This window comes from Acidocella aquatica, assembly GCF_030160635.1.
GTDB classification, from domain to species: domain Bacteria; phylum Pseudomonadota; class Alphaproteobacteria; order Acetobacterales; family Acetobacteraceae; genus Acidocella; species Acidocella aquatica.
Window position 1 is genome coordinate 1 of sequence record NZ_BSOS01000052.1, and the last position, 19,738, is coordinate 19,738.

The following is a 19,738-nucleotide window of genomic DNA, read 5'->3' on the forward strand; positions in this document are numbered from 1 at the left end:
AAACCGACAGCCACACCCTGACGCAAAAGTCAAAGCTAAATCACAGGGCCGCGGGGCATCGCTTACAGTTATCCAGATACGGCGCCACGATTTTGAGCAGCCATTGATAACAGGGGTGACACTCCATGCCGATGCGCAGCGTACCCCGCTCCCCTTTAGCGAATTGCCGCAGGCGTTCCTCGGCATGGGCAAATTGCGGCAGCAGGCGGTTGGCTACGCTGAGCAGAAACTCGCCGGGCTGGGTCGGCTGCAAGCTGCGCCCTTCACGCCGCCAGATTTTCACCCCGATCTGGTCTTCCAGCTTGGCGATTGCATGAGAGAGCGCCGACTGCGTCAGGTTCAACTGCGCCGCCGCCGCGGTCAGCGAGCCCTGGCGCTCAACCTCGCGGATGATGGCCAGGTGGATGCGTTCGAGGATCTCCATGAGCAGCTCAACATGTGAATAAAATTCATTGATTTATGAATTTATACCATTTTTATTCATGAACTCAAGCAGGTAGGTAACTGCCTCCTTCGCTCCTCATTTTCAGGTGAACGCCCATGGTCACGACCCATAATCTCGGTTTCCCGCGCATCGGCGCTAAGCGCGAGCTGAAATTCGCGCTTGAAGCCTATTGGAAGGGGCAGTCCTCGCGCGATGAGCTGCAACGCACGGGGGCCAAGTTGCGGGCAAAGCATTGGCAGGATCAGGCGGCACTGGACCTGGTGCCGGTGGGCGATTTCTCATTCTACGATCAGGTTCTGGACACGAGCTTCATGCTCGGCAATTTGCCCGCGCGCGTGCGCGGCTTCCACGGCGATGCGCTGGATAATTATTTCCGCGTCGCGCGCGGCCGCTCGGCGGCCGGAACAGATAACCACACGGCCTGCTGCGGGGGCGTGGCGGCAGGCGAAATGACCAAGTGGTTCGATACCAATTATCATTACATCGTGCCGGAATTCGATGCGGATACAGAATTCAAACTCGATGCCTCCCGCCTGCTGGCCCAACTCGCCGAAGCCAAGGCCCTGGGCTTAAAGGCCAAGCCTGTGATCATCGGTCCGGTGACCTATCTGGCGCTGGGCAAAGCCAAAGACGGTTCGGACAAGCTTTCGCTCCTGCCTCGCCTGCTGCCGGCTTACGCCAAGCTGCTCGCTGCCCTTGGCGCGGCAGGCGCGGAGTGGGTGCAGATTGATGAGCCCATCCTGGTCACCGAGCTGGATTCCGCCTGGCAGGAGGCTTTCCACGCAGCCTATCAGCAGCTTAACACCGGCACGGTGAAACTGCTGCTGGCCACGTATTTCGGCCCGTTGCAGGATAACCTCCCGCTCGTGGCAGCGTTGCCCGTGCAGGGTGTGCATCTCGATGCAATCAATGCCCGGGATGAGGTCAAAGCCTTAATCCAGGCCAGCCCGGCTGAGCGCATCATCTCGCTGGGCGTGGTCAATGGCCGCAACATCTGGAAGACCGATCTGGAGGCCGCACTGGATTGGCTGGAGCCTGTGGCGAAAACGCTCGGTGAGCGGCTGTGGCTGGCGCCCTCGTGCTCGTTGCTGCATGTGCCGGTTGACCTGGAGAGTGAGCACAAGCTGGATGCGGAGATCCGCTCCTGGCTGGCCTTCGCCGTGCAGAAACTTAGCGAGATCAGCGTGCTGGCCACCGCGCTTGCCCAGGGCCGAGGCGTTGTAGAACAAGAGCTTGCCGCCAACCGCGCCGCCATTGCCTCACGCCATGCCTCAACGCGGGTAAACAACCCGGCGGTGAAGGCGGCGGTGGCCGCCATTACCGCCGGTCTGGGCCGCCGCCGGAGCCCGTTCGCCGAACGCGCGGCCAAGCAGCACGTCCTTTTGAACCTGCCGCTCTACCCCACCACCACGATCGGCTCCTTCCCGCAGACCAAGGAAATCCGCCTGGCGCGCAGCGCGTTCAAGGCCGGTACCATTGATGAGAGCGCCTACACCCAAGCCATGCGTGCTGAAATCGAGCATAGCGTGCGCGAACAGGAGGCGCTGGGGCTGGACGTGCTGGTGCATGGCGAGGCTGAGCGCAACGACATGGTGGAATATTTTGGCGAGCAGCTCGATGGCTATGCCTTCAGCCAGGCTGGCTGGGTGCAGTCTTATGGCTCGCGCTGCGTGAAGCCGCCGATTCTGTTTGGCGATATCAGCCGTCCGAAGGCGATGACGGTCGAATGGATCAGCTACGCCGCTTCGCTCACTGACAAGCCGATGAAGGGCATGCTCACCGGCCCGGTCACCATCCTCAACTGGTCCTTCGTGCGTGACGACCAGCCCCGTTTCGTCTCCTGCTACCAGCTTGCGCTCGCGATCCGCGAGGAAGTTCTGGATCTGGAAAAAGCCAGCGTGCGCATCATCCAGATTGACGAAGCGGCTTTGCGCGAAGGGTTGCCGCTGCGCAAATCCCAGTGGCAGGATTATCTGGACTGGGCCGTGGAATCGTTCCGTATCACCGCCAATGGTGTGAGGGACGAAACCCAGATCCACACCCATATGTGCTATTCTGAGTTCAACGACATCATCGCCGCCATCGCCGGGATGGACGCGGACGTGATCACCATCGAAACATCGCGCTCCGATATGGAACTGCTCGATGTGTTCGACAGCTTCAACTACCCGAACCAGATCGGTCCGGGCGTGTATGATATCCACTCGCCGAATATCCCGGATGCCACCCTGACTCGCCAAGCATAGAGGCAGATCTCGACAATCTGAAAGCGAAGATCGATGCCGGCGCCAACCGGGCAATCTCACAGTTCTTCTTCTCGCCCGAGACTTTTTTCCGGTTCCGCGACCGGGTTGCTGCTGCAGGAATCGACGCCGAAATCGTACCCGGCATCCTGCCCGTCTCGAACGTTGCCCAAACCCGAAAATTTACGGCCATGTGCGGCGCGGAAATTCCGCAATGGATGGACCGGCTGTTTGAAGGTCTCGATGACCACCCCGAGACACGCCAACTCGTCGCCGCCACCGTGGCTGCGGAGATGTGCCGAAAGCTCTATGCCGGCGGCACCCGGCATTTCCATTTCTATACGCTAAACCGTGCTGAGCTGAGTTATGCGATATGTCATCTGCTCGGCAAAAGACCGGCGACAAGACAAGCAAAAAATGCCGATTGAGGGCGCTGGCCCTCGTCGGTAAGAATCCCCTACGAACGGCGGCTTTTCGCCTTAACTCGTGTAAAGCGACCCTTCCGCATACGGCCCATCTCGCCACAAAGCGAACGTCTGATATCGCTTCCGCCGGCCGGAAGCTGACTGGCAGCTATTCCACCCAAAACCGAAATTCAAACCGAGGCACTACCCAACAGCCCTTCGGTAAGCCGCATGACCGGCGTCATTCTTTCCTATCCCAATAGCCGCGCCGCCGCTTGGTCCGCTCCAGTGTGGCGAGCGCGCCAAGCGCGGTGGCAACGGTTTCATGCGCATCAAGCCGCTGCCGACCGGTTGTACCCAGCCGTCCCCAATGCCGTGCCAGTAGCGCACAGCCGAACAAATCGACATCAACCGCAAGCGCATAGAAACGCCGTTCATTTTTCTCAGGCCGGACGCGGATGAGAGAAACTGCGCCGATGGAGCCCTTGGTGGGAGGATGATCCGACAATTTATTGCCTTCCGAACTGTGCCGCCAACCCTATTTGTACGCGCGGCCGACTCGGAGCAGGTGAGTCATTTTGGAATCCCGCTGATTCCGAAACCGCATGACTAAGCTGGGGTTTTTATCCCTGTGGGTCCGGCTCAAAGTGAACGCCAATCATTCCCTGGAAATCGCGACTGGGCGTATTGGACCCGCGGTATCCCCGGTGACGGCGTCGCGGTAATCTCCCCGGCATGGGGGCATAGGGCAGGAATCATGGCAGCCGTTCGAAAGTGGGAATTCAAATCAAAATTTCGGGCCAATGCCTATGGCTGGCGTGGCTCAAACCTCGCCGTCACCCGGCTCAAGCAAGCCGCCACCGAGATCAAATCCGTGGCAAAGTCCGATCCTGTCCTGGCGGGTGACGGCGTCGTGTCCCTGGCCGAGCGCATCTGGCCAAGTCTGCAGGGAATCGATAGCTCGTCCGGCGCCCTTGGCTCTGCGGTCTTTCGGGCCCTGAACGAGCTGATCCCAATCCTTATCGCCGCACCGGCGGACCACGCCACCCGAGGCAAGTGGCTGGCGCGCCTATTCGAGGCGGTCCAGAACGACGGCGTCGACTATCTGGCGCCGCTCGAAGAGCGCTGGGGCGAGATCGCGCAATATCCTGTTTTGATGGACGAATATGCAGACCTCATGCTCGAAATGGTGCGTCGTGCCTGGGCTGACCATCAGAATTTCTCGTATGTCACAGGCACTTCCATCTGCTTGTCGTGCCTGCTGGAACGTGGCCGTTACGATGAGCTTCAGGAATTGCTCGCCACCCACCGGGTAAAATTCTGGCCCTACCATCGTTTCGGCGCGGAGGCTTTGGTGCGTCAAGGTTTGTGGGAGGCCGCCATTGCCTTTGCCGAAACCGCGCGTAGTACGACAAATCCTGGTTCCTACGAACTTTCTATCGATCGGTTTTGTGAGGCCCTGTTGATCGAACAAGGCCGCGCGGGTGAGGCCTATCAAAGTTACGGCCTGCGCACTGCGAGCGGCACAACGAATCTCGCCGTCTACCGCGCTCTGGTCCGCGCCTACCCCGATCGCGACCGCCGTCAGATGCTGCTGGATCTGATCGACTCTCGTGGCGATAAAGGAAAATGGTTCGCCGCCGCGAAGGATGCCGGATTTTTCGACATCGCCATTGAGTGTGCTGCCGTCTACGGCGCAGACCCGTCGACATTGCTGCGCGCGGCGCGGGATTTTGTCGACAAGGAGGCAAAATTCGCCGCCACCGTCGCGCTGCTGGCGCTATCCAGCTTGCTGAACGGCGGCGGGTATGACCCAAAGCCTGCGGAAGCGGCCGACGCGGTCAAGTATCTTCTCGCGGCATCACGCAAGATGGCAGCACTCGACTGGGCGGTGGGCGAACTCGGCAAGCTGGCGGCGCAGCCCTGTGCCGCTGGCCGGGAGCCGTTTCAGGCGGTCATGAGAACCGCGCTGGCGCAATGGCATCAAGATGAAAACAAAGCGTAGCGGCCACTGCGATGGCGCGCATCGGTCGCGCTTTATCAGCCCTGCGATGGGTTTGTATTTCCTGATTTTTCAATTTCTTCCGTACTGACGGCAGTCCAGCGGTGCTGGGTGTGAGGAGGGCCGGTGCAGCCGGCCGTCCTGCTGATCGTATTGTGGGGACTTTATGTGGCGGCTGGTAAAATGACTTGTGCGGCTTGCGGCAGTGATCGTCACCCGGATGGGCTGAAACCCGCATGGGGTTCAGTGGAGCCCGGCTTCTGGGCGGAATAGAGCGCGGCCGGCGAGAGCCGGGCCGCCATTATGTCAGCGGAGGCGTCAAACGGCTGCTTCTACCTTCCACTCGAATAAACGTTGGAGGGTTTGCCCGCCGTGGATTTGGCAAAAGTCGTTCCAATCCGTGCCCTCGGAGGATGAATCGAAGTCGGGGAAGATCGTTAAAGCGTTGCTTGCGGCAGCCGCTTCTTCAGCTTTTACGATGCCAATATTCGGCAGCGGGATTTGTCTGCAAGGGAGATGGTGGTCATTGTCTCCGGCAATAAGCAGCAACCGAGACGGATATTTTTCACGGAGGGCAAGCGTCACCGGCAGGAGGTTGCCGGAGTGGCAGGCAACCACAACCGGGAACCGGGTGGCTTCGTGGATACTGGCACCGGTGGCGTATCCCTCTACGATGATTAAAGGCTCGTCCGTGTCGAGCAGGCCAATGGGATGAAAAGTCGCTTTGGCGAGCGCACCCCGCATATATGTTTTTTGGCTTTGATTATTGGCAGCATCGAATGAAATTCGCTGACAATTCCAAATGGTGCCATCGACCGTTTGGAGCGGGAGCAGGAGATCGCTGTTGTCAAACAAGAACAGGCCGTGAGCGCGGACGCCCTTAAGGGCGAGATAGGGGTGAGACGTCGCGGGCAGCGCATTGGCGATAAGAGCCTGGGCCTCGGTGGCCGCCTGCCTCTGGCGGTCTTCGCGGAGCTGCTCATCGCGGATTGCGCGGGCGCGGATTTCGCGGTTCGCCTGTTGGCGGTCGACGGCGGTTAAGTGCGGGACGCATTCCGGCCGCCAGGTTGCCTCGTAATCTGTTTTCCAGTTTTTGATGTAGCCGACGGGCATCTTATCAAGGTGCAGCTTATAGGCGCCAGACTTGGCGCCGTGCCGGTCGCCCAGCACGGGCAGACGATGAAGGTTCCCATCGAGCCGCAGCGGCTGGTTGACGACGATACCTGCGGCTTTTATAGCGCAGGTGAATTCGGCAATGATGTCGGCGACGTCTGTTTTCATGCCGGATGTGACAGACATTTTATTCTCACGAATGGCATCGCACATGATGCGCCGGGCTCCTTTCTTATATTGGTTTTTTGGCGTGTTGTTAAAACGAAAAAGGCCGGGCGTGAGCCCGGCCTTCAGGCGTCTTAGTCGAAGGCTTGCATCTCCGATTCCGCGGCAAGCCGATCCACTTTCTTATCGTTGGGCACCGCGCGGGCGTAAGGCTTCCATTCGCTGCCGGTGATTTTGGCGAACGCTTCCACCGCCCCCTCGGCGGCGGCAAGCAGCGCCATTGCCTGGAGACCGACCTGGGCGGCAAACTCACGTGCGCGCGTTGCTTTGCTGTCAAAACCTGCAACCCCGTCTCGGTCTTCATCACGGCTGTCGTTGGACAACCGCGTGGTCAGTTCGCGGGCGAGTGTGACTTTGGCGCTGTAAAAATCACCAGCGCCGCAGGCGGAGGCAACAAAGGCGCCAACAATGCGCTGGAGGTGGATTTCCAGAGCCTGTTCGTTCATCGCACTTTCGATGGCGGTTGAGGATGCAGTGTTTGCTCCCTGGGTTGCGTCCTTGATCTCGTGAAAATCGACGGGCTCCAGAGCGAAGCGGATTGCAAGGCGTTCAGCTTGATCCACGGTCGGGCAGAGGAGGCGTGCCCGTTCGATTGTGTAAGCCGGGCGGATAACAGCTTTCGCGGCCGGGGCGGTGGAGGATTTTTTCGCAGTGTTTGCCATAATCGTGGAACCTTTCAAATTCCGAGGTGTCGGCCCATGCCGGCATCGTTTCGGTGTGGGCGAAAAAAGCCGTGATCTTCTGAGCTGCCTGCCTGGAGTGGTTGGATGACCGGCACGTTGGCGGGTTGAATAGCGGGCGGCCCCTCTTGGGGGGCTGCGCGATATGCGACCTGCCGATGTGTGGGCCAGGGGCCGTCTTGGCGGCCCTTGGAGACTAACCACGCAACCGAAGGCACAACGCGCAGCGTTGTGGGTATGGTGGCTCAGAAGATTGCGGCTTAGACCACATAAACCGAAGCGATCCCGACATGAGCCGTGACACACGAAGTTGCAGCAGGTTGTACGTCTTTATGGCTCTGCAAAGTGCTAAATCCTTTTCAACTGCCCCGGCCGTCAAAGATTTCGCCCAGGTTTCGTTCGTCGGGTTGCCTTGTTCGGCGGTGATGACCTGAGCGCCGTAGCCTCTTCGTGCTTTCCGTCATCACGAGATTGGATGAAACGGAGGGAGACAATCACTGAAACCTCCCTTTGCCGTCCGCGATGATCGTGCTGTGAAATCTTGCGTACCGTGTTGCTGGAGCCTTTGTTGCCTCTGCTTGTTGAGATTGTGAATGGCGGCAACGTCCGCATCGGTGACGTGACAATATGTTGGCCGATGGCAGCCGTGGTGCAGATGAACGGGGTGTTTTGGCGGCGCGCGCTTTGCGCAGGCAGTTTTTCGCTAGGTATCGTTTATTTTCAATGACTTAATGCTTGCGCGATGCGGTTCGGTCGGTTTAAGTTGCGATCATCAAGGAGCGTGGAAATGTTGATCGACGGTATCTGGGTAGAGAATGCGGTTCGGTTTCCGGTGGAAAAGCGAAGCCATCCGAGCTTGGACGTGCTGGAGGAGGTCAGGCCGGACTATAAGGTCGTTGCTGCCGTTCTCGAAATGTTGGGTCGTGAGCCTTTGGAGCCCGATCTGAAAAATATGGCTGACGATACCATGGCGGCGTTTCTTAAGAGCTTGGGTTTTTTGCACAGCGAGGCAGAGCTAAAAAATTTGATCTCGAATCTTCGCGAGATGTTGATTACGGAAGCTATCGCGCTTTGTGGCGAGGCGAAGTTTCTCGCCGACGAAGCGTACAAGGCTGGTACACTTGCTCGAATGGCAAAAGACGAAAGGAGCCGGAATGTCGACGGGCATCATGCGCGGGCCAATAAACTGCTGAATCAATCGGCTGAGGCGACCGTGGAGGCTTACCGATTCAGCGAGGAGGTTTTCGGCAAATGCCGCGCCCTGGATTCTTATCTTCGGTCGTTCGGTGCGGTTTCAAGAGAATGGTTGATCGCGGCCGGTTAGCCCCCAGTGCGCGATCAGTCTCGTTCGATGCGATGCTCTAATCGCGTCCGCAAATCAGGCGGCACCCAGCGCACGATGAGGCGCGGGGTGTTTACCTGATCGGCGCATCGTTTGGCCGACCAAAACCAGTCCTGGGACCATTTGCGGCCTTGCCCATAGCCGGGGACGTGGCGGTTGATGCGGTCGTGGATGCCACGGCGCATTTCTGCGAGGATTTGCGCGGCGGTCATGGGTGCCCAGGAGCCCGGCCCGTTGGGATACATTTTGTTGGGATCATCGAGCTTCACCTGTTGCCACGCGCGGAGATATGACTCCATGGAGACGCGGCGGCCTTGGTATAGCGTGACGGCATAGCCGCCTCGGCTCGTTCGGGGTGTGGCGTTAATCATGATCGCGATTCCAGAGGTGGGCGTATTCCATGCGGCGCGGGTACCAGTGGATAAACTGGTGGGGCGTCTTGCTGTGGACGTCGGGCGGCATCGTATCCACCGTTATATCGGTGTAGTCGCGCGGCCCGATAGGTTCGCCTGAGATCGTACACGGCATCAGGTCAAAAATGTGGTGATATGAGGCGTTGTGCCATACCTTCCGGCACATCTGCCAGCACCAGAGACCTTGATGCTCATCGACATAATAGACGCGACAATAATCATCATCGGTTGAATGATATTTCAGGTGGATGGGCTTGGTCTTTGGCTTGGCCCCTGGCTGATTGCTGGGGTGGTCGGCGTCGGCGGCGTTGACCGCCCATCCGAAGAGCGAACCCGCGATCATTGCATTGGCTTGCGCGGGGGTGATCTTCAAATCGGCGTTGAATAAATCAACGTCAATTTTCGAGCTGGCGGGGAAGTACCCCTTTTCTCCCGCGACTATAAAAACCGGTTCTTGGGTGGAGGGATGAGTCGCGGCGCATATCTTCGGCAATTTGGCGAGGTTTGCTTTAATCACCGCCTCGCTTGAGTTCGACATGACACATTCCTTTTCTGATGATGCGTGAATGGGATTGCGGTGATTGGCAGAACACCGCTTACGCAGCGGTGTTCTGTTTTTTTGCCTCGCGTTCGAGGCTGCGAGCGATCATCTTGAATTTGGTGAGACTGACCTCGCCGGGCTCGAAGAGGCCGCCGTCAGGCGTTGGAAGCACACCGCGATAGCCGCGCATGTTCCAATAAAGCCGCTGAACGCGCTTACCGTTCAGCAGCACATGATAATCGGGAATCGTCTGCAGGCAATGGCGCTGCGTGCTTTCCTCGAAGGTGATCCTGAACGGGGTCATGGTTTCGTGGTGTCGATCGTTTTGACGAAGCGGTCGAGGCCGAGCGGATCGGTCTTGTCGTCGATCAGCCTATCAAAGCCGGGTGGCTTACGTTGGCCGCGGTTGACGGCAACATGGATCGCGTAGGACTCATCGGGAACGGCTTCGCGCGCTTTCGCCGCAAAATGATCGACGATCTCCTTGAGGTCGCTCGCGCGTTTGATTTCCGCGAGCCTCCTGAATTTACTCAACAGATCCAGGCCGGCAACATCGAATGTCATGGTGCGCGAGATGTAGGGTACACCGTTATACTCATTTCGCTCGAAAACCGTGAGGGTCAGGCTAAGGTTGATTTGTGTCATTTGAAACTCCTCATCGTTGGGAAATTGCCGCAGCCACGGATGTGGGTTCGTCGCGGAATGCTACTTGTTGCCGGGAGGCGGGCGGCTGGCCGTATTTGTTGGCCAGTCCCCGCGTGGAGAGGTGACGTGGCACGCGCTTGAGCGTGCCGATTCCCTTATGTGTTGCCATGATCTACCTCCCGAATGGGCAAGAAACTGGGAGACTGCGCGGGTAGCCCGAGGCCATAAGTTTTCTCAAATTTTTCAACGAAAGCCATGGCGACGGGCAGCGTTACGTCGCACACCATTTCTTCGTAAAGTAGCGCAGAGGTGCCGCGTTCGGGGAGGTGCGCGCTCTTGTAGCGCCCGCCGATCCAGATGGGTTCGTCGGGTTCGCCACCGACATCCCAATCGTAATAGTTGACGAACAGGAAACTCCCGTCGCTGAGGTTTTTGCGCCAGGCCAGGCCGCCGCCGCCGGTGATTTCCGGTTGAAAACCAGCGGCGAGCATGGCGGAAAGTTCAGGCGCTTCGTTGATGCGGCGGTTCACCATCTGCCAAAACCGGCGGGTGGCTTCGTCGGCGTACCGGATGTTCAAGCCGAAAAGGCTGGTTGTGTTGCTGCGTGCCATCGAGGGCTGGCGCGTCGTGATGGCTCCGGACTCCATGATGAATTCCAATCTTGAAAGATGAAAAAGCCCGCCGGGTCAGGGGCGGGCTTTTACGGATCAGGCGGCTACGGAATCTTGCCCCGCGTCGTCCGCGTCGGGTTCTGGGTCTTGGCCGGTGTGACCGACGCCGCGAAGCATTTCCGCATGATCGTCCCCCTCCCCTTCCCCGGCCTCGATGGAATCGCCGCCAGTTTGGCCGTAGATTTCTTGATGCCGGGGGGCGTCGATGGCCTTTGCATCCTCCGGCGTTACGGTGAAGTTGGCGGCCGGGTGAACGTAGTGCTGCCCCGCCAATTCCTTGAGGATGGCAGCCCGCGTGTCCTTGCCGGTGTTGCGCGGCAGGATTTTATGCTGACGTCCGACGTTTTCGATTTCGGCTTTCGACAAGCAGGAAAGGAACGCTTCGGTCGCCATGTTTGGCAGATGGCGGTCAGCGTTGATCGCCGTTGCTGCGACCAGGGCGAGAGGGCCGGTTTTTGCGCTGTAGGAATCGCGCAGATTGAGGCCGAACCGCAGGCAATCACGCGCCGCCTGCCGGAGCGTTTCAGGGTCAGCGGTCAAAGTACCGCCGGTGGCGATGGCGCGGGCGATGGCCGGGCGGCCTTTTGTCCGCAATTTCTCGTCGGAGGTGCCGGTTTTCACGTCAACGTTATTGCCGCAGAAGGCCATCACCAGCAGCCCGATGAGGGTCAAGTCGTCGATGGCGTCGTGGGCGAGGCTCTCGTGCAAAGCGTCGGTACGCATGTCGCCGATCATCGCCATGCCCGCTTGGGTGATGGGCGCGCGAGAGGGCGCCGGTTCAACAATGGGCGCTGCAACGGCCGCGGCGGTCGCTGTGGCACCTGCCGTTGTGGCTGCTTTCCCGGCGGCGGGCTTGGCGGGCTTCACTTCGACTGGCATCCGGTAGGTGATGACGTCAATCTTCCCGGTGCTTTCATTGATATAGGAGCCGGTCAGGTCGGACTTTTTCGCGCCGTGATAAATGCGCTCGGCCTTCTTGTGGGGAAGCTGGGGCGTGCCTTGTTTGTCGACCGTCAGGATGATGCCCTTTTTCGGCAAAGTGTTGGCCATATGCTCGTACTGAGCGCCCAGGAATTCCTCGGTCTGGGTCGTGTAGCGATTGTCCTGCTCGCCCTGGTCGAACAGATCTTCGAGCCAGACGATTCCGTGGGCCTTGGCCAGTTCGGGGTCAAATTTCGCATCACGGGCGTAGTAGCGCCGATTGTCGAGCGCCTGGGCGATGGCATACCATTGGGCGTGTTCGCCGCGCTTTGGCTTGTGTTTTTTCCAAACCTCGGCCTGGTCCTCGATGCTCGCGGACGCGATGAGGCGCAGCTCGCGGGCGTTGGGCTCATCGTTCAGGGCCATCTGTTCCAGCATGGCCGGGTGCATCTTACCGCACTGGCGTAAGCGCTGAATCGTGCGGGTCGGCAGGTTCAAGGCGGTCGCGATGGCGTCTTCGGTCCAGTCGGCGCCGGTCAGGCTGACGATGGCCCGCCAGGTGTCCACAGTGTTGAGGCCTGTGCGGACCACATTTTCCGCGACGGACCGCATCGCGTTGGTGCGCGTATCGCTGTCGGTGAAAAGGGCTTCGATTTCGGTGAGGCCGGCGCGGATGCAGGCTTGCACGCGGCGGTGTCCAGCGACGATGAAGTATTCACCGTCGCGTTCCTTGCAGAGTGGCAACTGGATGAGGCCAACAGCCTGGATGTTGGCAAGAAGCTGGTCTTCATAGGCGGGCGCCGCGGGGCTTCTACGCGGGTTGAGAGGGTTTTCCTTCAACAGGCGTGGATCGACTTTTTTGAGTTCCATGGCAGTAATCCTTCGTTGGTTTTAGTAAAATGTTGATGACAACAGCAACCGTTGCAGGGCTGTGTAGAAACACCATTGCTGGCGAGCGGTCCCTGCCCGGCGCTTGGGCCGGGCCGGGTTGCGCAGTCAGCGATGGAGCGGAGCGGTGTTTCTAAAGCAGTTCTGCGAGGAAGTTTTCAATTTCCAATTTCCAATTTCTCTCGCTCCTTAATTTTATTGATGGCCTGTCAGATAGCCTGACTGCCCGCGCGTGAGCCGGTGGTTCAATATTTCGGATGGGCACATTTCCGGAGGAAAAAGCGTTGAAACGCTGGTTTTGTCAGCGGTAAATATCCATCCGCCCGTGCCGTGGGCGCGGCGGTATTCGCGGGCGTCCTTGAGACTCTCGAATTCAAGATACGTTTTCATGAAATGAGCCTTTGTGATGGGGGTTGTGGTGCGCCGCATGTGTTCATGCAGCGCACCAAACAGGGGAGACGTTTAATCCACGTCGTCGTCATCAGCTTCGGGAGACGACATTTCTTCGAGGTCGTCGCCCATGTCGCCGCGGCGAGAGGAGTGGAAGATTTCCGCGAAGCGGATTTCCTCGTCGGTTGCGCCCGGCTCTGCTTCGGTCGATGCCGCGAGAGAGGCTTCCAGCTCCTTGAGTTGGTCACGCTTGGCGTCCAGTTCGTCCTTCATGTCGAAGGGCTGGTCGAGACGCGGCGCAAAGTCTGCGATGCGGCGCTCCGCATCGCTTACGCGCTGTTCGGCCTCTTCGCGTTCTACTTCAAACCTGGTGAGGGTGTTCTCCAAACGAGCCACCACGCCGAGGGCGGTAAGCTCTTCAGGGAGGCCGATGCGCTCGTTATTGTTGGAGCGATAGATGATCGCTTCGGTCCCTTCGATCTTATAGAGGTTGTTTACGGTGACAGCGATTTTGAAGGTGAAGCCGCCGATGTCGCCAAAGATCGGCTTTTTGCTATCCCACCCTCCTTCGAGAATTAAGCGGATCAGGTTCGCGCCCGCCTGTTTGCGTTCGGTGTACGTGACACCGTTCACGCTCATCGCGAATTGGTCCGCAGCGGTTGGGATGCGCTTGGCCAGGTCGGCGGTAATGTGCTTGATCCGGCCGGCGTTGATCTCAATGGTGCTTCGCGCGGAATTGATGGTGCGGCGGATCGAGATTTGATTATCGCCGTGGGCGTCGCGGAGGCGTTCCAGGCGGGCTAATTCCGCCTGGATTCCGGCTTTCTGCATCAAGCGCTGGTCACCCGATGAGATGGCCTTTGCCATCGCAAACTGGTTAGATTGCGCGCCAACATCCTCCAGGCGGCGGACCGCACGGTCCCCGCTGAGCGACGCTTCGATGAAACGCTGCTTACGCTCGTTGTTCTGCCACATGGTGGCATCCATCGAGGTCAAGGTCGCGTAGGCGAAGATGCCGATTTCTCCGTTCTGGTTGCCCTGGCGCTCAATCCGGCCTTCGCGCTGCGAAATGTCGGACGGCAACCAGGGCACGTCGAGGTGATGCAAGGCCGCGAGGCGCTTTTGCACATTAACGCCGGTTCCCATCGTCAGGGTGGAGCCAATGATGAAACGCACTTGGCCCGCATTAAAGGCGGCAAAGAGGCGTTGCTTCTCGGACGTTTTCTTATAGTCCTGCATGAAAGCGATTTGGCTTTCAGGGACGCCGCGCGCTACGAGCTGGGACTTGATCCAGCGATAGGCGGAGAAGCCGCGCTTCAGTTCCACGCCATTGGTGCCAATGTCGGAGAAGATCAGTTGCCCGCCACCCGGCTGCTCGTAGGGTACGCCGGCGGAGGCGTAGTACAAATTGTCGGCCGTCTCCTGGTAGATTTTGAAGGCGTTGTTGATAAGCGCGTTCAATTTGCTCCCAGGCTCGTCGGGGAGCCGCGACGCGACGAGGCGGAGGTCCACCGCGGCATGACGGCCGTCGGTGATGACCGAGAGAAGAATATCGTCACCTTTTCCGGGCCGCCCGGTACGGTTTTCGATAGCCTTGATCCGGCTATCGAGGTGGCGTTGATACGCCTTGAACGCGGCGGTTGGCTTCGCCGTTATCATTTGGCGCTTGCCGGTGGCAATGCGCGGCAACTTGAGATTTTCGCGCAGGTCGTTTTGCAAAACGACATCGGCAAAGGACCGGAAAATATCGACCAGCTCGGGCACGTTCACAAATTCGCTGAAGCGCGTGACCGGCTTGTAAGAGCCGGAGGGCTGAAGTTCGAGTTCGGTACGGCTGTCGCCAAAGTTTCCGGCCCAGGCGTCAAAGTGCTGCACCCCTGCCCGCTCCAAAATGTCGGAGGCAAAGAACCGCTGGAGCGTATAGAGTTCGCCCATCGTATTGGTGATGGGCGTACCGCTTGCCATCACCAGGCTGCGGCCTTGGTTGATGGTCTCGATGTAACGGGTTTTCACGAACAGATCCCAAGCGCGTTGTGAGCCGTTCGGGTCAATGCCCTTCAGGGTGCTTTGGTTGGTCGCAAATGCCAGCTTGCGGAATTCCTGAGCCTCATCGACGATGATTTGGTCAATCCCCATTTCGCTGATCGTCAGGAGGTCGTCTTTCCGGGTCTCCATGGACGATAGTTTCGCCTCAAAACCTTCCTTGAGGCGTTCGATTTTTTTGCGGCTTACCGCGTCGTCAACTTCGTCCAGCATCGCCTCGAATTCTTCCATCTGGCTCCGCACCATCTCACGCTCAAATTCCGACGGTATAGAGATGAATTTGAATGCGGAGTGGGTGATAATGATGCAATCCCAATCGCCCAGGGCGGCACGCGCTATGAAGCGCTGCCGCTTGTCTTTGGCGAAGTTCACCTCGTCGGCCACCATGATTTTCGCGGTCGGGTACAGCAGCAGAAATTCGCGGCTGGCCTGAGCCAAGCAATGACCTGGCACGACCATCATCGCCTTGGTGATGAGACTAAGGCGTTTCTGTTCCATGACGGCCGCCGCCATGGAGAAGGTTTTTCCAGCACCTACAGCGTGTGCGATGTAGGTTGAGCCGGCGGAAATGACCCGCCAGATGACGCGCTTCTGGTGGGGATAGAAATTAATGACGGGACTGGCGCCGGGTAGTGTCAGGTGCGAGCCGTCGAAGTGGCGCGGCACGAGATTATTCATCGTCTCGTTGTAGATCGTGCAAAGCAGCTCGGAACGATTGGCGTCGGTCCATATCCAATTCTGGAAAGCGAGCTTGATTGCCGACAGTTTTTCCTTGGCGGCTTCGGTTGCTTCGGCGTTTAGAATGCGGCTTTCGCTGCCATCGTCATTCCTAAACGTGTCGAAGATTTGCGGGATGGAAGAATTGAGCGCGTCGTGCATCAGTTCGCCCGCATGGCGGCGCTCGGTGCCCCATTCGGTGTAGCATAGCGAGTTGGAAAAGCGGTGCTGTTCGAGGCTCCATGAGCCGATGAGCGCGACGTAGCGAACGCGGGTTTTCACGTCGAAGTTCGCGGCGCAGAATTGTTCGATAACCTCGGTGGGAATCCATGATGCGCCGAGGCGGGCGGTAATTTCGGAGGGTTTGAGGTCGGTCGGCTGTGCTTCGTTCAGGGCTTCGACATTATGCTCGAAGCGAGGATCGGTTTTCGCGGCGGCGAGAGCGGCCTTCAACTTGGTGCGGACTGGCCCGGACAGGTAGTTGTCGGCGGTCTCCCATTCGTTGGTTTCCGGGTTGAGGAAGATCATACCCCGCAATTCTATGCAGACATGCTCCAGGGTGCTGCCGAGGCTATCGACGATGTAGTCGAGGTCCACCTTGCCAGTGTCGTGCAACGACACGGTAAGGGCATCGGCGGCGGTGATGATCTGCGGGCAGGCGGGCGGCAGGATGACGCGCTGACTGAAGATCGGGCCATGTTTGGCTTGATTCCGCTCGGCGTCGTAGTCCTCGATGCTGGCGACCAGCCAAACATCGGGGTCGTCGGCGAACGGTGCCAGGTTGGGGCGGCGCACAACCTCTTTGGTGCGCCCGGTCGCCTCGTCGGTGATGACGGTCACGTCAGTCTTGTTGATCGGTCCGAAATTGCGGAGGAACCGGCTATAGGCGCGGCGCAGTGCCACTTGGGCATCGGCGTGGGGGCGGTTGGCTTCTTGATCGCGAAGGACCTGCCGCACGGCGTCGCGGATCGGAATCATGCACTCGATGATTTCCGCGGTGCGGAGCGAGATACCCTCGCCCTTGGCTTTGCCCCGCTTAATGGCGATTTGGACGGGGCGGCCGTCGATGATCTGGTGGAGGCAGTGCTTGGTGATGAGATAGGAACCCTCACGCACCGTGCCGTTTTGCGGAATACGAACGGCGGTTTCGCCGGCGCGGCGCATCGCGCTGCGGTCGGGCGTATGGATGCCGGTCGGCAGGGTGTGCAGGGCGGCTTGGAGGGTGGCTTTCAGCACCTCGCCGGTTTCACCCTTACAGGTATAGACCGGGCCATAGGGGCTGGAGGTGCGGTCGTGCGCGCCCAGAACCATCGCCGGATTGTTCGAAAAATACTGGTTGCAGTAGAAAGCCTCGCTGTCGACGGTCGCGGGCACGGCCTCGACCACGTTCATCCAGCTCGTTGCATCGGCCGGTTCGTCATCGGGGCGGCGCTGAAAGAACAGCATATCCACCACCACATCGGTGCCGGCATCCTGGCGCATGGAGGCGGCGGGGAGGCGGATCGCGCCGAGGAGATTGGCCTTATCGGCAATCGCCAGCCGGGCGGTTGGGTCGAGCTTATCCATCGTCCAGCGGCTCACGATAAAGGCCGCGAGGCCGCCGGGGCGGAGGTTAAAGATGGATTTGGTGATGAAATAGTCGTGCAAGCTGAGCTGGACGGCGGGTTTAACATCGTTGAAGCGGACCGTCCGGTCCGAGAACGGCGGATTGCCGATGACCAGGTCATAGGTGGGGCTCAACTTGGTCTTGGTGAAATCGCCCTGCCGAATATCGCTTTCGGGATAGAGTTGTCCGGCGATGCGGGCCGTGATCGGGTCCGCTTCAATGCCGGTGAAATAGCTCTGGCGCGCGATTGCTTCCGGGCTGGCGGCGAAAAACAGGCCGGTGCCGCAACCGGGTTCGAGGATGGAGCCGCCTTCAAAGCCGAACTGCGCCACGGTGTTCCACATGGCGGCGATGAGGTACTCGGGCGTATAATGGGCATACTGCGTTGCCCGCATGAGGCCGGTCTTTTCTTCGGCCGACACGAGGTCTTCGAGCTGCGCGGCCAAGTCCTCAAAACCTTTCTTCGGGGCTTCACTGCCGCGCCTGAAGGCGTTTTGTGCGAGGTCCGTGCTGCTGAAGGCACAGAATTTAATCAGGGCGGCCTGTTCGTCCTTATTTGCGGCGCGACCTTCAGTTTCGAGCTGGTGGAGCAGGCGAATAGCGGCGAGGTTATCCTGACCACGGGCCTTCCAGTTGGGTGCGAGCTTCCGGTCGCCGTCGAGGCGGAAATTCGTGGTGCCGGCCACGGTTTTCTTGGCCGCAGGGATGGGATTATGAAAGTCCGCCGTGGACTCGCCATCCTCCGCACTTTCTTTCATCGGAATGCGGATCAGGCCAACGGGCGCCAAGAGATCGGAACTTACCGCTGTGCTGCCAAAGAGGTCATAGGTGAATTGAGAGAGTTCATTGCGCATGGGATTTGTCATTTTTTCTACCTTTCATCTCCTCCAGCGCGGTAATCGGGGGCGGAAAAGCAAAGGCGCGTTCGGCATCTTTGCCAAACGCGGGACCGACAAGCCACGCACAGCCGAAGGCGAGCATGGCGCGGACCCACCCTTTGCTTTTTCGGCCCCGATTACCGCAAGGCATTTTGATTTCATTTTTCCTTTCAATTTTCTTCCGTAACGGCGACACAACAAAGAGCGTGACCAAGTGAGGCGGTCATGTCCGGATTGCGTCAGAGCGAGTTGTCTTTTTGTGGCAGTGATCGTTACCCAGATGGGCTGAAACCCGTCAGGGGTTCGGTGGAGCCCAGTTTGCGGGCGAAATAGAGCGCGGCCGGCGATAGCCGGGCCGCCAGCAATGGCTGGGTGTTGTGGGAAAATAAGCGGCTGTAGCCTTGGAGGGCCTACCGGGAGACTGAAAAGCCCGCCGGCGAGACCGGCGGGCTTTTCTATGATCTTGGCAGGGAACAGCAAAACGCCCCGGCGAACCGGGGCGCTTTAGGGAGGGGCGGCTTAGGCCGCTTTGGGGCGCGGCTGGGGCCACAGGAGGGAGTAGGTTTCGTCGTCGCCCTTGATGAGCGTTGCGAAGAGCGGCGCGGCGAAGCTCGGGTCTTCGATTTTGATGCTGTAGTAGGTCCGATCTTCCTTGCTGGTTTTTTCCCAGGCGGCGCCGATAGTGCTGGTGCCGAGAAAAACCCGATGGGTCGGGGCCTTGTCAGTGCCGCCGGTCTCGGCGGGCTTGATCGTCAGCTTCGCATTGATCGTGAGGGTCGTGATGTTGCCGGTGAAAACGCCGTTGCTGAGCTTGAAGGTGCCGATGTTTGCCATGAGTTTAGTCTCCATTTTACGATTACCGCTCCATGCGGCTCGATAAAAAACGGCCAGGCACTGGCGCAGGCTGGGTCATCCCGAAGGGACCGCAACGCAGTGGAGGACATGAGGAAGCAGGGTATTTTGTCTTACGCGAGGAAGGCGAAGCCGGGGAAAATACTCTGCGGTCATGTTGGCCTTTAGCCTGCGAGGCGTAGCCGGACGGGGCCTAGTTTTTGTTATTCGAGCGCTTTGGAGCGGGTTATTCTGAAAGGAGACGCCTTGGCAATTCGGTGCATAGCGACGCTGGTGGTTTTATCGGCAATGTCTGGCCCAACTTTATGCGAGGGGAGATCAGGGCTGCTGGTGGTGGCAAGGATAATGATGCCTCTGGCGTGGGGCTTTGAGCCCAGCCGTGGCTGCGATACCTGGGAAAATGCTGGGAGAGAGGGTGTCTGCTGCGGTCAAAATTGGGGGCTGCTGCTGTAGAGGTGCTTCCTGAGCTGCAGGCTGAAGGGTGAGTTGGGGGAAGCCATCACTCTTATGGCCCAGCCGCGTTCCAAAGTGGCCTGAGCCCCCCTCCCCTGCGCCCCCGGCGAGCCGGGGCGTTTGGTGCGGTGACAGGAGGCCGTTCTTCCTGCCTTGCGGCAGTGATCGTCAACCGAGTTTGCGCCGCCCATGATGCTATGGGGTAATCCCCCCGTTTTTAACGGGGCTTAATGGTAGAATTCACGCGGCGAGTTTCAGTTTCTGGG

Annotated in this window: 16 protein-coding genes and 1 pseudogene; 4 read left to right on the plus strand and 13 right to left on the minus strand. The window is 59.1% G+C overall.

Annotated elements, in window-relative coordinates:
* Positions 1–70: 70 nt before the first annotated feature.
* Positions 71–424, minus strand: a pseudogene (locus QQJ84_RS08895) (LysR family transcriptional regulator); the annotation flags it as partial.
* 116 nt (positions 425–540) lie between these two features.
* Here QQJ84_RS08895 and metE point away from each other — a divergent pair.
* Positions 541–2,691, plus strand: a complete 2,151-nt coding sequence (gene metE, locus QQJ84_RS08900; RefSeq protein ID WP_284257795.1) for a 5-methyltetrahydropteroyltriglutamate--homocysteine S-methyltransferase — start codon at positions 541–543, stop codon at positions 2,689–2,691.
* Positions 2,692–2,708: 17 nt separating this feature from the next.
* Positions 2,709–3,116, plus strand: coding sequence for a methylenetetrahydrofolate reductase (locus tag QQJ84_RS08905; protein WP_348522676.1), 408 nt, complete (start codon positions 2,709–2,711; stop codon positions 3,114–3,116).
* A gap of 217 nt (positions 3,117–3,333) precedes the next feature.
* On the opposite strand, the gene QQJ84_RS08910 is transcribed toward QQJ84_RS08905, so the two are convergent.
* Positions 3,334–3,600, minus strand: coding sequence for a WGR domain-containing protein (locus QQJ84_RS08910; RefSeq protein WP_284257796.1), 267 nt, complete (start codon positions 3,598–3,600; stop codon positions 3,334–3,336).
* A gap of 249 nt (positions 3,601–3,849) precedes the next feature.
* On the opposite strand from QQJ84_RS08910, the gene QQJ84_RS08915 reads away from it, so the two are divergent.
* Complete coding sequence (locus QQJ84_RS08915; RefSeq protein ID WP_284257797.1) at positions 3,850–5,097, plus strand: hypothetical protein; 1,248 nt, start codon at positions 3,850–3,852, stop codon at positions 5,095–5,097.
* A gap of 315 nt (positions 5,098–5,412) precedes the next feature.
* Here the strand turns inward: QQJ84_RS08915 and QQJ84_RS08920 are convergent, their stop codons facing one another.
* Complete coding sequence (locus QQJ84_RS08920; protein WP_284257798.1) at positions 5,413–6,420, minus strand: toprim domain-containing protein; 1,008 nt, start codon at positions 6,418–6,420, stop codon at positions 5,413–5,415.
* Positions 6,421–6,506: 86 nt separating this feature from the next.
* A complete protein-coding gene (locus QQJ84_RS08925) occupies positions 6,507–7,112 on the minus strand; it encodes a hypothetical protein (protein ID WP_284257799.1) in 606 nt (201 codons plus the stop codon).
* Positions 7,113–7,899: 787 nt separating this feature from the next.
* Here QQJ84_RS08925 and QQJ84_RS08930 point away from each other — a divergent pair.
* Entirely contained in the window at positions 7,900–8,436 is a 537-nt protein-coding gene (locus tag QQJ84_RS08930; protein WP_284257800.1) for a hypothetical protein, read from the plus strand.
* 14 nt (positions 8,437–8,450) lie between these two features.
* On the opposite strand, the gene QQJ84_RS08935 is transcribed toward QQJ84_RS08930, so the two are convergent.
* The 9 genes from QQJ84_RS08935 to QQJ84_RS08975 all read right to left on the minus strand — a co-directional run bounded on the left by QQJ84_RS08935 (position 8,451) and on the right by QQJ84_RS08975 (position 19,001).
* The gene (locus QQJ84_RS08935; RefSeq protein ID WP_284257802.1) at positions 8,451–8,825 is read right to left on the minus strand and encodes a hypothetical protein; all 375 of its coding nucleotides are present in this window, start codon (positions 8,823–8,825) and stop codon (positions 8,451–8,453) included.
* Positions 8,818–9,405, minus strand: a complete 588-nt coding sequence (locus tag QQJ84_RS08940) for a hypothetical protein (RefSeq protein WP_284257803.1) — start codon at positions 9,403–9,405, stop codon at positions 8,818–8,820. Before QQJ84_RS08940 ends, QQJ84_RS08935 begins: the two co-directional genes overlap by 8 nt.
* 58 nt (positions 9,406–9,463) lie before the next feature.
* Complete coding sequence (locus QQJ84_RS08945; protein WP_284257805.1) at positions 9,464–9,712, minus strand: hypothetical protein; 249 nt, start codon at positions 9,710–9,712, stop codon at positions 9,464–9,466.
* Positions 9,709–10,053 (minus strand): hypothetical protein, encoded by a 345-nt coding sequence (locus QQJ84_RS08950; protein WP_284257806.1) that lies wholly within the window; start codon positions 10,051–10,053, stop codon positions 9,709–9,711. The genes QQJ84_RS08945 and QQJ84_RS08950 overlap by 4 nt, the downstream gene beginning before the upstream one ends.
* Before the next feature lie 155 nt (positions 10,054–10,208).
* Positions 10,209–10,700, minus strand: coding sequence for a hypothetical protein (locus tag QQJ84_RS08955; protein WP_284257808.1), 492 nt, complete (start codon positions 10,698–10,700; stop codon positions 10,209–10,211).
* Between the two features lie 60 nt (positions 10,701–10,760).
* Positions 10,761–12,515 (minus strand): ParB N-terminal domain-containing protein, encoded by a 1,755-nt coding sequence (locus QQJ84_RS08960; protein WP_284257809.1) that lies wholly within the window; start codon positions 12,513–12,515, stop codon positions 10,761–10,763.
* Between the two features lie 480 nt (positions 12,516–12,995).
* Positions 12,996–18,143: a helicase-related protein gene (locus tag QQJ84_RS08965; RefSeq protein ID WP_284257810.1), complete on the minus strand. Its 5,148-nt coding sequence runs from the start codon at positions 18,141–18,143 to the stop codon at positions 12,996–12,998.
* Entirely contained in the window at positions 18,133–18,381 is a 249-nt protein-coding gene (locus QQJ84_RS08970) for a hypothetical protein (protein WP_284257811.1), read from the minus strand. Before QQJ84_RS08970 ends, QQJ84_RS08965 begins: the two co-directional genes overlap by 11 nt.
* Positions 18,382–18,686: 305 nt before the next feature.
* The gene (locus tag QQJ84_RS08975) at positions 18,687–19,001 is read right to left on the minus strand and encodes a DUF736 domain-containing protein (protein ID WP_284257813.1); all 315 of its coding nucleotides are present in this window, start codon (positions 18,999–19,001) and stop codon (positions 18,687–18,689) included.
* Positions 19,002–19,738: the final 737 nt, after the last annotated feature.

What these genes read in the sequence shown, in the direction of transcription:
- QQJ84_RS08955 (WP_284257808.1), bottom strand. Translation starts at nt 10,700, where the DNA reads ATGGAGTCCGGAGCCATCACGACGCGCCAGCCCTCGATGGCACGCAGC.
- metE (WP_284257795.1), top strand. Translation starts at nt 541, where the DNA reads ATGGTCACGACCCATAATCTCGGTTTCCCGCGCATCGGCGCTAAGCGC.
- QQJ84_RS08920 (WP_284257798.1), bottom strand. Translation starts at nt 6,420, where the DNA reads ATGTGCGATGCCATTCGTGAGAATAAAATGTCTGTCACATCCGGCATG.
- QQJ84_RS08915 (WP_284257797.1), top strand. Translation starts at nt 3,850, where the DNA reads ATGGCAGCCGTTCGAAAGTGGGAATTCAAATCAAAATTTCGGGCCAAT.
- QQJ84_RS08960 (WP_284257809.1), bottom strand. Translation starts at nt 12,515, where the DNA reads ATGGAACTCAAAAAAGTCGATCCACGCCTGTTGAAGGAAAACCCTCTC.
- QQJ84_RS08935 (WP_284257802.1), bottom strand. Translation starts at nt 8,825, where the DNA reads ATGATTAACGCCACACCCCGAACGAGCCGAGGCGGCTATGCCGTCACG.
- QQJ84_RS08950 (WP_284257806.1), bottom strand. Translation starts at nt 10,053, where the DNA reads ATGACACAAATCAACCTTAGCCTGACCCTCACGGTTTTCGAGCGAAAT.
- QQJ84_RS08940 (WP_284257803.1), bottom strand. Translation starts at nt 9,405, where the DNA reads ATGTCGAACTCAAGCGAGGCGGTGATTAAAGCAAACCTCGCCAAATTG.
- QQJ84_RS08975 (WP_284257813.1), bottom strand. Translation starts at nt 19,001, where the DNA reads ATGGCAAACATCGGCACCTTCAAGCTCAGCAACGGCGTTTTCACCGGC.
- QQJ84_RS08965 (WP_284257810.1), bottom strand. Translation starts at nt 18,143, where the DNA reads ATGCGCAATGAACTCTCTCAATTCACCTATGACCTCTTTGGCAGCACA.
- QQJ84_RS08945 (WP_284257805.1), bottom strand. Translation starts at nt 9,712, where the DNA reads ATGACCCCGTTCAGGATCACCTTCGAGGAAAGCACGCAGCGCCATTGC.
- QQJ84_RS08930 (WP_284257800.1), top strand. Translation starts at nt 7,900, where the DNA reads ATGTTGATCGACGGTATCTGGGTAGAGAATGCGGTTCGGTTTCCGGTG.